Annotated in this window: 15 protein-coding genes; 6 read left to right on the top strand and 9 right to left on the bottom strand. The window is 48.5% G+C overall.

What is annotated here, in order from left to right; genetic code table 11:
- Positions 1-18 precede the first annotated feature (18 nt).
- Positions 19-1,080 carry a 2-hydroxyacyl-CoA dehydratase gene (locus H7A02_02480; protein ID MCP5171124.1) on the bottom strand — a complete coding sequence of 354 codons (1,062 nt, stop codon included), beginning with the start codon at positions 1,078-1,080 and terminating at the stop codon, positions 19-21.
- A 505-nt stretch (positions 1,081-1,585) separates the two neighbouring features.
- Here H7A02_02480 and H7A02_02475 point away from each other — a divergent pair.
- The 6 genes from H7A02_02475 (at position 1,586) to pta (ending at position 7,042) form a co-directional block, all read left to right on the top strand.
- Complete coding sequence (locus H7A02_02475) at positions 1,586-2,488, top strand: 2-hydroxyglutaryl-CoA dehydratase (GenBank protein MCP5171123.1); 903 nt, start codon at positions 1,586-1,588, stop codon at positions 2,486-2,488.
- An 86-nt stretch (positions 2,489-2,574) separates the two neighbouring features.
- On the top strand, positions 2,575-3,273 hold the full coding sequence (locus tag H7A02_02470; GenBank protein ID MCP5171122.1) for a TetR/AcrR family transcriptional regulator: 699 nt from the start codon (positions 2,575-2,577) through the stop codon (positions 3,271-3,273).
- Between the two features lie 193 nt (positions 3,274-3,466).
- Entirely contained in the window at positions 3,467-4,249 is a 783-nt protein-coding gene (locus tag H7A02_02465; protein ID MCP5171121.1) for an enoyl-CoA hydratase/isomerase family protein, read from the top strand.
- A 79-nt stretch (positions 4,250-4,328) separates the two neighbouring features.
- Complete coding sequence (locus tag H7A02_02460) at positions 4,329-5,699, top strand: DUF1446 domain-containing protein (protein ID MCP5171120.1); 1,371 nt, start codon at positions 4,329-4,331, stop codon at positions 5,697-5,699.
- A 2-nt stretch (positions 5,700-5,701) separates the two neighbouring features.
- Positions 5,702-6,046 (top strand): hypothetical protein, encoded by a 345-nt coding sequence (locus H7A02_02455; GenBank protein ID MCP5171119.1) that lies wholly within the window; start codon positions 5,702-5,704, stop codon positions 6,044-6,046.
- Between the two features lie 39 nt (positions 6,047-6,085).
- Positions 6,086-7,042, top strand: a complete 957-nt coding sequence (gene pta, locus H7A02_02450) for a phosphate acetyltransferase (GenBank protein MCP5171118.1) — start codon at positions 6,086-6,088, stop codon at positions 7,040-7,042.
- Here pta and H7A02_02445 read toward each other — a convergent pair.
- The 8 genes from H7A02_02445 to H7A02_02410 all read right to left on the bottom strand — a co-directional run bounded on the left by H7A02_02445 (position 7,039) and on the right by H7A02_02410 (position 13,150).
- Complete coding sequence (locus H7A02_02445) at positions 7,039-7,362, bottom strand: ferredoxin family protein (GenBank protein ID MCP5171117.1); 324 nt, start codon at positions 7,360-7,362, stop codon at positions 7,039-7,041. The genes pta and H7A02_02445 overlap by 4 nt on opposite strands.
- Before the next feature lie 177 nt (positions 7,363-7,539).
- Positions 7,540-7,950, bottom strand: coding sequence for a DUF1330 domain-containing protein (locus H7A02_02440; protein ID MCP5171116.1), 411 nt, complete (start codon positions 7,948-7,950; stop codon positions 7,540-7,542).
- Between the two features lie 63 nt (positions 7,951-8,013).
- Positions 8,014-8,787 carry an SDR family oxidoreductase gene (locus tag H7A02_02435; protein ID MCP5171115.1) on the bottom strand — a complete coding sequence of 258 codons (774 nt, stop codon included), beginning with the start codon at positions 8,785-8,787 and terminating at the stop codon, positions 8,014-8,016.
- Between the two features lie 69 nt (positions 8,788-8,856).
- The gene (locus tag H7A02_02430) at positions 8,857-9,696 is read right to left on the bottom strand and encodes a mycofactocin-coupled SDR family oxidoreductase (protein ID MCP5171114.1); all 840 of its coding nucleotides are present in this window, start codon (positions 9,694-9,696) and stop codon (positions 8,857-8,859) included.
- Between the two features lie 69 nt (positions 9,697-9,765).
- Positions 9,766-10,503, bottom strand: a complete 738-nt coding sequence (locus tag H7A02_02425) for an SDR family oxidoreductase (protein ID MCP5171113.1) — start codon at positions 10,501-10,503, stop codon at positions 9,766-9,768.
- A 48-nt stretch (positions 10,504-10,551) separates the two neighbouring features.
- Complete coding sequence (locus H7A02_02420; protein MCP5171112.1) at positions 10,552-11,052, bottom strand: nitroreductase family deazaflavin-dependent oxidoreductase; 501 nt, start codon at positions 11,050-11,052, stop codon at positions 10,552-10,554.
- 23 nt (positions 11,053-11,075) lie between these two features.
- On the bottom strand, positions 11,076-12,068 hold the full coding sequence (locus H7A02_02415; GenBank protein ID MCP5171111.1) for a Gfo/Idh/MocA family oxidoreductase: 993 nt from the start codon (positions 12,066-12,068) through the stop codon (positions 11,076-11,078).
- Between the two features lie 20 nt (positions 12,069-12,088).
- Positions 12,089-13,150 carry a sulfotransferase gene (locus tag H7A02_02410; protein ID MCP5171110.1) on the bottom strand — a complete coding sequence of 354 codons (1,062 nt, stop codon included), beginning with the start codon at positions 13,148-13,150 and terminating at the stop codon, positions 12,089-12,091.
- Between the last annotated feature and the right edge of the window lie 23 nt (positions 13,151-13,173).

The following is a 13,173-nucleotide window of genomic DNA, read 5'->3' as shown; positions in this document are numbered from 1 at the left end:
TTGTATTTACCTAAAGTCCTAGAATCCGCGCCGAATCATTTCTACGAATGATTCGACTCGTGTACGAATTGACTCATACGGAATGCCTTCATGCTCTGTCTCCAGACGGAGGTGCGGCACCTTATGCCGCTCAAGCCCTTTGCGTAACTCTGGAAAATAGAGCATATGTGGCTCACAAAACTTGGCCATTAACGTCACAACACCATGAGCACCACTCTCTTTTACCGAATTAACAAGGTAATCTGCCCACTCAACACTCTTCTGCGCCCGGGTACAACAAGGCACGTTAACGTTCCTGTTAGCATACCAATCCGTCAAGGCGTCAAAAGGATCTCCAGCTTCTGGAACATCCGTCGATATATAGCGGAATCCGGTGAAAAGGTCGTCGTCTACGATCACGGCACCACAATCTTCAATCAGCTCCATAATTTCCGGTCTTGGCGCATGACACATATGTCCGGAAAGGTGTAACTTAACCAAGTCGGGACTGCCCGACTGAGCCTCTTCCAGAAGGGGAACAAGCTTCTTCAGCATTTCGGTATGCTCTTCAATATGCATAACCATGCTGGACTTAACCAACGTCTGCATTTGCCGAGGACTGATTTTTATGCGCCCCGCCTTTCGAAGCGCATAGACTTCCCGAAGAAGCTGTCTGTTTTCGTTATAAAGCTGAATACTCCTCGAAAGCGCCTTCGCTGTCAGAGTGACCCCACATAGCGTCTCCAACTGCTCTTTCACTTTGTTATTTTTAACACTGACCTCTTCAAAGGTCGTAGGCTCATCCATTGAGGCGGGATACTGAGCAAGGAAAACCTTCTTTTTGTCTTGCTCCTCTGGCTTATCCTGCAATTGAAACCAAATCGCATCGACCGCCCCCAACAATGCAACACAGTGATCGACAGCAAACAGTGCATCAAAAACTTCAAACTTGTTGGTGACGGCCTGATCCACAACACTGCGGGTGTAGCCGCAGTAATATTCATGCAACAACGTCCGACCCAAGGTTATTTGCTCGCTATCTTCCTGAATCAACACAGGCAACGCACCTGCTGCATGCACCAATTCAGAAGGGAAGTTCATGGGAAACAAACCGACTACTTCACGGTTATTTTCCCGCTTCCACTGCCTGGCATACTCCAACGGCTGCGCAGCGCAGCGCTCCAGCTCAGCAAAAATTGACTCCACATAAACCTCCAAAAAATCAGATATAACAGAAACACCAGCCACGGCTTGACAGATCACAGCAAGGCAAAATACTAATGAATATGACTCATTATATCAATAACATTTTAAAAATTTTAGCCCCAGAGGAACCGTTAAGCCGAAACACTAACTCTGATAACCACTGACAGCTCAAGCTCTGCAAGCCTGACTACAAAGATCAAAGAACACCTCGACAGCTCTCGACAGCAGCGCCAACTGCATCCCCCAAACCGCTTACAACAATACGCGCAGTTGCATTAATAACTTAAATTCATTAGTATTCAAAACAAACTAAGCCGCTCTAACGCACCACCAGCAGGAAGGACGCAGACAAGAGCAGCATTCTACTCTGGCCAGTCAGAATTCACTGAGAGGCGACAAAATGAAAGACCATATTATGGGTATCGATTTTGGCTCCACGACCGCCAAAACAGTTATCCTTGATCTGAATGGAGCCATCGTCGCAAGCAATGTCTCCCAATTGGGAAGTGTAAGCGGTGCGGCGGTAGAAGCTTCTATTGCTACGACGCTGAAACAGGCCGGGCTAACCCAGGACAGAATTGCACGCACCGTCAGCACTGGCTACGGTCGACGTCTGATAGACATCGTTGACAAATCCTACACCGAGATTACCTGCCACGCCAAGGGTGCCATCGCCATGGCCCCTGAAGCAAAAATGGTTATTGATATTGGCGGCCAGGACAGCAAAGTCATTGCCATCGACAAGAATGGCATGGTAGACAATTTCGCCATGAATGATCGCTGTGCGGGCGGTACAGGCAAATTTTTCGAAGTGCTGGCCAGAGCAATGGAAGTGGATCTGGACGAAATGGGACAGCTGGCATTAAAAGCGGTTGAAGACTTCTCCATATCCAGCATGTGCGCAACCTTTGCCGAAACAGAGGTGATTTCACTATTGGCTGAAGGTAAACCCAAAATCGAAATTCTCGGCGCGGTTCACAGAGCGATTGCGAAACGAACAATGGGGCTTGTTGCTCGCGTCGGAAAAAGAACCCCTACCGTCATGACCGGCGGCGTTGCCAACAATGTGGCTGCACTGAAAGCCATTGAACAGGAACTCGGCTCACCCCTGATCAAGCCCGCTCACCCTCAAATTGCCGGGGCTCTTGGCGCAGCTATCCTGGGGCTGGAGGAATACCGGGGAATGTCAAAAAAAGATATTGTCGGTGACGAGCCGGATCTGATTGACCCCCACCGATCTAACGAACCAAAGTGCAAGCCGGATGGATTAATGAGCAAAATAAAGAACATCGTCAATCACTGACGCACCTAATTGCTTTAATTTTATATTGCCTGGTATACAATTCTGCTTTGGCTCCCAAGCCCAGCAACAGGTATTGTTTTTAGCAAATGACCACCACACCAAAGATCCGCAATTCCAGACTGCCTCCGATGGAGCGCAGAGCCGACATAATGGCCGCTGCGCGTAGTGTTATTGCGGAAAAAGGTCATGAAAACATCTCACTGTCTGAAATTGCCCAGCGAGCGGGCATTGTAGAAGGCACCCTGTATCGATTCTTTGAAAACAAGCAGGAAATGCTATCTACCGTTGTAGCCGAGTGGTACCGGGAAGTAACAGAGAACGCCCCCAGCGTAGAAAGTATACGCGGCACGTGGAACAAGCTGCGTAGCCTCATCGCCAGAGATTTGAAAATCATCAAGGAACACCCGGAACTAACCCGGTTCATACTGGCTGAGATTCGTCCCGATCCTACCTACACAAAAACAATATTCTACAAGCTGAATCGCCGCTATGCCGACGAAATTAAAAACCTCTGCGCAGAAGCTATAGAAAAGGGAGAGTTTCGCGATGATGTCTCACCTAACCTGCTACGAGACATGGTCTTCGGTTGTATTGAGCACAGTACCTGGGCTTACCTGAGAGGTGCTGGCGACTTTCCATTGGACGAAACTGCCGACGGCATAGCTAATGTAGTCTACGAAGGCATGCTTAAGCAACGGCCAACAACACCTTCCGATCTCGCCCAAATTGCTGAACGACTGGAAACCATCACCAGTAATCTTGAAAAAAAATTGCAGCAACCTTAACCAAGAACTGCCACAAACGAGACTCCATCCATTCAATACCAATCCTCTGCCTCAAGCAAACGGGAATGGTATTTTACGAACCGCCCCGAATTGATAGTACGGATCAATATTGTTAGAATGCGTACTTCTTTGTTCAGCAATATTTACTCTCTCGTTTCAACTTAACAAGCTGCGAATAACACCCAGAGGCAATATGTCCGAATCTGATCTGTTGCAAGAACTATCCCCGGAAGGCGTTCTTCGCCTGACCATGAATCGCCCTGAAGTTCATAACGCCTTTGACGACCACCAAGCTTTGAGGCTAATTAACGCACTGGAAGCCGCCGCAACCAATCCAAATGTCAAAGTAGTTGTGCTTCAGGGAGAGGGAAAAAGCTTCTCCGCCGGAGGTGATATTAACTATATGCGCCGCATGGGCAGCAACACCTACGAAGAAAATATTGCCGATGGCAGTCAATTGGCGAAGTTGATGAAAACGCTTAACTTTCTGCCTAAACCCACCATCGTGCGTGTGCAAGGTGCAGCCATGGGTGGCGGTGTTGGTCTGGTATGTTGTTGCGATATTGCTATTGGCGGCCCAAAAGCCAAGCTAGCGTTGAGTGAAATCAAAATCGGTATGCTGCCTGCCACTATTTCTCCCTATGTAGTCAGAACCATCGGCGAAAAAGCATCTCGCAGGCTGTTTATGACAGGCGAAATGGTGAATGCAGAGTGGGCATTAGCTCTGGGCTTTCTGAGTGAGGTTGTCGCAGAAGACACTCTTGATGCCCGCATCGACGAAATAGCAGGCATGCTGCTAAAAAATGCGCCCCAAGGACTCGGCAAAGCCAAACAGCTGGCATTCGATGTTTCTCAGGGTGAGATCAACGACACAATGATTGAAAATACCGTAAAATTGATCGCTGATGTGCGGGATTCAGATGAGGGCCGTGAAGGACTGAGCGCTTTTCTGGAAAAACGCGCGCCAAACTGGTAAAAAGACCACTCGTCAACATTCGTGTTGGATTTTTACACCTTTGACTTGAACATTCCATGTAATCTACGAGGAACACAACATGACTGAAAACAAAATCGTGCGTGTCGCCAACGCGCAAGGCTTCTGGGGCGACAGCCTGCTGGGGCCGCTGCGCCTGGTTGAAGAAGGACCGGTAGATTACCTGACCTTTGATTATCTCGCCGAAATCACCATGAGCATCATGCAAAAGCAAAAGATGCGCAAACCGGAAACCGGTTACGCCATGGACTTTCCTCCGATGGTGAAGAAAATCCTGACGACCTGTAAAGAAAAAGGCATCAAAATCATTGCCAATGCCGGTGGTGTAAACCCTAAAGCCTGCCTGGAAGCGACCAAACAGGTTGTTAAAGACCTGGGGCTCTCTGGAATCAAAATTGCTATTGTCGAAGGCGATGACATTATGGACCGCCTTGACGAACTGGCTGCCGCTGGTGAAAAGCTGGAAAACATGGATACCGGCGCCTCTCTCGATTCCATCCGCGATCGCATTACCAGCGCTAATGTCTACATCGGTGCAGCACAAATTGTTGAAGCCCTGAAAGACGGTGCAGACATTATTATTACTGGCCGTGCGGCCGACCCATCTCTGGTTGTCGCACCCCTTGTCTACGAGTTTGGCTGGTCACTCGAAGACTGGGATAAAGTCGCTGCCGCTACAATCATGGGCCACATTATGGAATGTGGCGCTCAGTGTACTGGTGGTAACTACACAGGCTGGAAACAGGTCAAAGACTTTGCCCGCATTGGCTATCCGATTTGTGAAGTCAGCGAAGACGGCAGCTTTGTGGTCACCAAACACGAAAATACCGGCGGCCTGGTATCGGTGGAAACTGTGACTTCGCAGCTTATGTACGAGCTTGGCGACCCGAACAATTATCTGAGCCCGGATTGTGTTGCCGATTTCACCACTATCAAGATGGTTCAGCAAGGTGAAAACCGTGTTGCGGTATCCGGTATCAAAGGCCGTCCTGCTACACCAACGTTCAAAGTCTCCATCTCGTATGCCAATGGCTACAAGATTCTCGGCACCCTGTGTATCACAGGCCCCGATGCTATCGAAAAGGCACACTTGATGAAAGATATCGTCTTTGAACGCATGGCCATGCACGGCGTGGAAATACCCGAAGAAGACCGGTTTCTGGAATTATTCGGCACCAATGTTCTGTATAAGGGCCTGGTTCCCGCCAATGATCAACCTCATGAAATCATGATGCGCATAGGCGCCAAGGGACAAGATCAAAAAGCTCTGGAAGTACTGGGCATGGAGATCGCGCCTTTGGTCACGTCTGGCCCTCCCGGACTCACTGGTTTTGCTGGTGGACGTCCACGCGCCACAGAAATTGTCGGTTACTGGCCCGCACTTATCGATAAAAGCTTGATCACCACCACCCACACTGTAGAGGAAGTATAACCATGGCTAAAGTACAGTTAATGGAAATTGCTATCGCACGTTCCGGTGACAAAGGTGATGGCAGCAATGTCGGCATCATGGGTAAAACACCCGCTATTTACGAGTTTCTGAAAGAAAACCTGACAGAAGAAGTTGTTAAGGACTTCTTCAAGGAGATCTGCTTCGGCAAAGTGAAACGTTTCGAGATACCGAACCTGCAAGTATTAAACTTTCTGTTGGACGACTCGCTCGGCGGCGGCGGTACTGAAACCCTGATTCTCGATGCACAGGGCAAAGTTCACGGACCCGGGTTGTTACATATGGAAATGGATGTGCCAGACGAGCTGCTACAATCTGTCCGTAATTAAGCGACACTGACCTCAATACTGTAAAGGGAAAATAACCCAATGACTGCTGCATTATCTGTACTGGAAAAACTGAAAATTCAGGCACAGAAGCAGCAAAAAAGGGTTATTTTCCCCGAACAGAATGATCCCAGAGTGCTCGAAGCAGCAGCAACCCTGCAAAGAGAGAACCTCTGTAAACCTGTCTTTCTTGTCACACCAGACGCGCCTACAGACTGCGAAATATTTTCAGAACAGCCGGAATATCAGCAGTGGCTAAACAAAGCTGAAGCCATACTGGTTGAACATCAGCGGAAGAAAAATCTTACCGCAGAACAAGCTCGACAGGCACTGAAAGAACCACTATTACTAGCAGCCGTATTACTGAATGCGGGTTATGTTGATGCGGGCATTGCAGGCTCCCTTGCCACTACTGCCAATGTCTTACGAGCCGGAATTAAAGGCGTCGGGCTAACCCCCGGCACTCATCTGGTATCCAGTACATTCCTGATGGAATGGCCCGACAAGGCGCTTACTTTCGGGGACTGCGCTGTAAACCCTGACCCAACGGCTGAGCAACTAGCTCAAATAGCCATAGACAGTGCTGCAACTCACTTCAAATTGACCGGAGAAACACCCAAAGTCGCCCTGCTCTCTTTCTCCACCAAAGGCTCGGCAGAGCATCCGAATATCGACAAGGTTCGCGAAGCACTCAGCCTTGTTAAGCAACAAAAACCCGAATTAGATATTGATGGTGAACTGCAGTTTGACGCCGCGTATGTCGAAGAAATCGGCACCCAAAAAGCACCGGGCTCGGCCGTAGCTGGCCACTGTAATGTATTCATCTTCCCCGACCTGGGCGCTGGCAACATAGGTTACAAAATTGCTGAACGATTAGGCGGCGCCAATGCTATTGGCCCGGTACTACAAGGCATGGCAAAACCCTGGCTGGATCTATCACGCGGCTGCAAGCCTTCAGATATTGTCGACGCCGCCGTGATCGGCGCCGTACTTGCCTAACGCTCTAAATACTGTAATTTATCCGGCACACCGTCCCAGTCCTCAGCATCGGGCAACGGTTCTTTTAGCTCAGAAATAACCGGCCAAATATTCGCCAGCTCGGCGTTCAGTTGCAAAAACTCCTGCTGCCCTTCCGGGAGATCCTCTTCCGCAAAAATGGCTTCCACCGGGCACTCCGGCTCACATAAAGCGCAATCGATACACTCGTCAGGATGAATAACTAAAAAATTGGGGCCCTCGTAAAAACAATCTACGGGACAAACCTCAACGCAATCCGTATGTTTGCATTTAATGCAATTTTCAGTGACAACAAAAGTCATTTGGGACTACCTTTATTTATTAATTTAACTGGTCCATAAAAGCGGATAAATTTCAATAACCCGTATTGCGAGAAACTTCCCCGTCTGACAACTCCATAAAGGAAATCCCTTCCATTTTTACTGGTACACCGCCATAGTGTTTTCCTTCAAGTCCTTCTGTAAAAAAACCTGCAGTCGTCATAAGAGTTGCGCCTTCAATCCATCCTGCATTGCAATCAATCTTGAGCTAGAGAGCGCGGCTGTGCGCAAATAAAGAGTTTTCTGATATTCAGGATTATTCATTAAGGCTATGAAACTCGACACCGATGGGTATTCAACAATAAGAATATCGTCCCAGTGCTCATCAGCCGTCATGATTAAATCGGCGACAGCATGGCCCGCATAAACTATTTTTACAGGAACCTTTTCAACCAATGGCATCGTCGCCTTAGCGTACATTCCATAAGCCTCGCTACCGGAACAGGGCTCACCCACAAAGCCTTCCGGAAAATCAGCCTGATCCCTGTAACGCAGCAAGTTGAGCATCACAACCGGTTTATCTTGATCCAGTTCTGCCAGTTTAGAAATATCGATCACAATTGATCCCATTTGTATCAATTCCGCGTTGCCCGCTATTTAGCCCCCAGGCTCTGAAGAGCCAGAAAGCGACTTCTACCCCATCGATAAATTCGGCTGCCCGGTTGCCGCAGTAACCCCGCCGTCAACGGGAACAATTGCACCCGTCACATAAGAAGCGGCATCAGAAGCAAGAAAAGCGGCCACCTGAGCAATCTCTTCTGGTTGTGCTGCTCGCCCCATCGGTATCGCCCCGGTTACCTTCGCTATAAGAGGTGCATTCTCGGTAATAGGTGCTGACAACGGCGTATCAACAAAACCGGGGCAGACCGCATTAACACGAATGCCATCAACTGCATGATCAATCGCCAGTGCCCGGGTGTAATTAACAACACCACCTTTGGCGGCGTTATAACAACTCAGCCCGTAATCACCTGCCATTCCGGAAATAGACGCATTATTAATAATCACCCCACCACCTTGTTGACGCATATAGGGAATCGCGTAATGGCAACAGTGGTAAATGGAATAAAGATCGATCTCCAACACTCTCTTCCAGTCTTCAAATGCCAACTCGGGTGTTTTCGCCATAGCCGCAATTCCGGCGTTATTAAAAACAACATCGAGCCGACCTAACTTGGCGACTGTTGAATCCACCATGGTTTTTACTTGGGCGTTATCGCTGACATCGCACTTTAAAAAAATGGCATTATCGCTGCCCAATTCACTAACCAAGTCCAAACCCTTCTCTTCATTCAGGTCTACAACTGCAACTTTGCCACCATCCTCAACAAAAAGTCGGCAAAACGCCTCACCCATACCCGACGCACCACCAGTGACGATGGCCACTTTGTCCTGAAAACGTTTCATACGAAAATTTCCTGTTCCGGTTTCTGTTTTTTCACACTGAATCGGTGAAATTGATTGAACTTCACTTTGCTAATACATCGAAGCGCCCGCATCGACAGGTAAGATAATACCGTGCACATAACGAGCCTCGTCCGAAACCAACCAGCCAACAGCGTTGGCCACGTCTTCTGGCTGAATAGCTGCCACCGGCAAGCTGTGCATGCTTTTAATGATTTCCTGCGCTTGTTCTTTCGTTCCTCCGGTCCCACCACTAAACAGGTCGTAATAGAATTGATTCTCTGACATCGGCGTCGCTACCGAAGTGGGGCAAACCGTATTTACCCGGATATTATTTGGCCCCAACTCAGTCGCCAGCGCCCGGCCAAGGCCGGTAACTGCGTGTTTGGCCGTGGCATAATGTCCAAATCCAGCATTCCCACCTTTAATGCCGGCAACAGAAGATATCAAAACAATGTTTCCTCGCCCGGCCTCTAACATATGCGGTATGGCCGCTCGAGCGGTATTCCAGATACCCGTAACAGACACATCCATCATCCGCTGCCATTCGTTGTCGCTTAACTGATGGATGGGAACCCCGCCCGAAAAAACACCCGCGTTAGCAACCACAATATCCAGTCGGCCAAAACGAGCCATGATTTGCTCAACCACTTTTGACATATCATCAAATGATCGGACATCAGCCGCAAATGAAAGACATTTGCCACCGACCTCTTCTACCATGGCAATTGTTTTGTCTCTGTCATCAAGTGTCGTCGTTTGATAAGGAACTGTGTCGTCCGATTCTTTAAATCTACCGGTAATAGCTATTGAGACACCTGCTTTCGCTAATTTAATAGCAATAGCTCGGCCAATCCCGCGAGCTCCACCCGTTATCAATGCCACCTGGCCCTCCAGTGGTCGTTCCCCCATCACATTCCCCTCATCGTTATCGAATAAATATCAATCTGTTTTTTTAGTGAACACCAACATGCGTTCCATTCAACCTTGCACGTGAACAGATGTTCCACCATCAACCAGCAAATGCGCTCCCGTGGTAAAACTCGAGACAGGGCTGGATATGAACACCACCGAATCCGCTATTTCTTCAGCGGTCCCCAATCGACCAAACAAGCTGCTATCAACCGTTTTCTGGTAGAGGTCAGGCATGTTTTTTCGAATGTTGTCCCAAGCGCCATCTTTAAAATAAATATCTCCCGGTGCGATGACATTGACCCGAATACCGTCCTGCCCGAGCTCCAGCGAGAGAGATTTCATATAGTGTGTAATACAAGCCTTGCCTGCCGCGTACACAGGAAAATCTGGCGTGCCGTACGTTGACACTTTCGACCCAATATAAGTCAGCGCACCACACTCAGAACGCTTAAGAGCTGGCAACGCGGCCTCGATCAAACTGGCGGTAGCTTTAATATCAGTATCAATCATCACCTGCCAGTCGTGTGTTGAAAGACCACTGACGTTGTGTACCACAATATCCAGTTCACCTACTGACTTGACCCAATCCGCAAGCGCCTCGGCGTCATTGATATCTACCGAAGCGCCCCGGATAGTGACGTTGTAAACCGACATCCGCTGGCACATGGCATCTACCTTTGATTGTGATCTGCTGCAAAAGGCGACGTTAGCGCCTTCACGAGCGAAACACTCCACAATGGCCGCACCGATGCCGGCAGTGCCACCCGTAACGAGAACATTCAGCCCCGACAATTTAAGATCCATACATCCTCCGTTGATTAATACCCACCCAACAACCGTGAACCAGACCGATTAATCGACCAGATCCATCACCACTACCGGTATCTCTCGAGTTGTTTTTTTCTGGTATTCAATCTGGATAGGCTGCTCTTCTGTAATCGCTTTCCAGTATTCTTCACGTTCCGGGCTCGTAATCGTTCTTGCGACGGCCTTTGAATGAAAACCACCTACCTGTATTTCGCAGCTGGGGTTCGCCAACAGGTTTTTGTACCAAACGGGGTGCTCCACTGTCCCCCCCCTTGAAGCAACCACCACGTAATTGCCTTTAATGCGATAGTACTGCAGCACGTTCTGCCGCAGCTGCTTCGATTTTGCGCCGATAGCCGACAACATCAGACAGGGAACTATTCCACCGATGCCAATCAAGGCTGTGTCCCACATATGTGCTTGTTCAGGATCACGTTTATACAACTCCAGATGGGCTGCCAACTGCGCCTTAACCTCTTCCGGGAGCGCTGCCATCTCATCTTTTGTCTTTACGTCATTTTGATAATACAGATGATCTTTATCCATTTTTTTTCTCCTTATTCGGCGTATTAACAGCCGTTATCTGATTCAACTTTTTCTACCTGCCCCGATTGCGCTGATTTATAGAGCGCGTCAATCACTTTCATATTTTCAATAGCATCGTCTATACCCCAGCGAGGTTGAGTACCCGTCAGAACACATTCTGAAAAATGTTCCAACTGCACCGCATAACGATTCACGGCATCAAACTCAAATCGTTCGACGCCCTTATCAGTGGACAGTAGTACCGGCGCATCTTCATTCAGCATATGCGTCACCCGAATCACCCCTTTCGAGCCGTACACATTGAGATAGCAGATATACTCATGCTCCAGGCTAGACTTAACCGTCGCCAGTGCGCCAGATTCAAACATTAACGTTCCCAGAAAAGTGGCATCAACATCGTGACGAGTGCGTTGAGCACCAAACACCTGCGTTGGTGTCTCGCCCATTACCAATCGAGTTGCACAAACGGTGTAACAACCGGCATCAATGAACCCACCACCACCCAGCTCGGGCTTCCAGCGGATATTGTCTTCGTCAGCCGTAAAGTTCACCGTTAATGCCGAGCTGATATGAACAACATCGCCAATCACTCCTTCAACAACCCATTTAGCGGCCTGGTTCAGCTGAGGATTAAACCGGTGGGTAAAAGCTTCATAAAAAAGCACGTTGTGTTCGCTGAGAATTTGTTTAATCTCTCTCGCCTGCGCCGTATTTAGTGCCACAGGTTTTTCCAGCAAAATATGCTTGCCTGCTTCGGCTGTTTTGCGCGTCCACTCCAGGTGCATGGATATAGGCAGCGGATTAATCACCACATCAATGTCCGGGTCGTCCAATAATTCCTGATAGGAGCCATAGGCCTTCTCTACGCCACACTTGTCGGCAGCGCTTCTTGCGGCTTGCAGATTGCGGCTGGCTAAGGCCGTTACAACAGAGTTATCCGTTTCTCGCGCGGCGGGAATATGCGCAGACAGGCCAATATCCGCTGTACTTAAAATGCCATATCGAATTTTTTTCATAAAACCCCGTGGATTCCTCTCTACAGAACAATGCCTGATTTGATTTTTTGATCAATCAAGTCATTGCCCGGTTGACAGCTTTGGTCAAGGCTTGCTTTCTTGTCAGCAGGTAATTGTTGCCAGTTCCCCTTGCTCAGGCTGACGCCAGCTGTGACTTCCTTGATCCATTGATCCGTGGAGTCAACACCGCAGAATTCGGCAATAGTTCGAAGCTGTTTCTCAGGATTTGCACAGAAGCGGTCATAATCCACATGAAGCACTTGTTCATCAGGCATATTGGAAAATATGTCGAATCCTTTTTTGATGTCGGCAGACCATGCGTGACCAAGAATCTCAATGGGTATTGACCAGTTGTCCATGGCCTCCTTGGTCAAGTTTTCCGGCAATAAAAACTGAAATTCTTCAGGAACCTTATCGACGTGAGTTCGATCATCTGAAAGGAAGGGGTTCACTCCCATATACTCCTCAAGTTTTTGTCCCATGATGACAAACTTGAACCCGACATGATTCCGCATTGAGTAGCAGGTATCCCTGCCATCCCGAAACATGTGTATATATCGGGATTCGGGCCACATCTTTAGCATTTCCTCAACATAGACGATGCTGGTTCCAGAGCGTTCGACCCAGACTTTCTTGTCAAGACGAAGCATCAGCCATGCCCACAGGTCTTCATAGTGCTGTCGTATACCCTGGAGAGGTTGAGCTCGCACCACAGGCTCCAGCTCGTCGTAGAGTTGATCAGGGTAATCTGAAATATGGGGCAGGAATGTCATGCACAAGGCGGGAACATAAGTTTGTGCGTTGAATTTTGCCCCGTTTTTTTTGTAGGGGTAAAGCATTTCCTGATATGGACAACCCAATCTCAGCATGTGATTCATCAGGTCGGGCTTCAGATTGATGCGGCGCCAGAAATCTTCACCGTCTATTTTTTCTTCCGTAAACGCCCAATCCAAGTTTGACTGAAGATTACACACATCAATAAGAAATTCGGAAACACTGAGTATGTCCGTGTGCTGATTAAGTAGACTTGACATCATGGTAGAGCCACAACGTCCTGAACTCGCAATGATTGTACCGCTCATGATTTATTCCTTTACTAAAAAAA

This window comes from Pseudomonadales bacterium (genome assembly GCA_024234435.1).
Taxonomy (GTDB): Bacteria; Pseudomonadota; Gammaproteobacteria; order Pseudomonadales; family Porticoccaceae; genus JACKOF01.
Note: the sequence above shows the minus strand (reverse complement) of the source record. Positions and strands in the feature narration are given on the sequence as shown.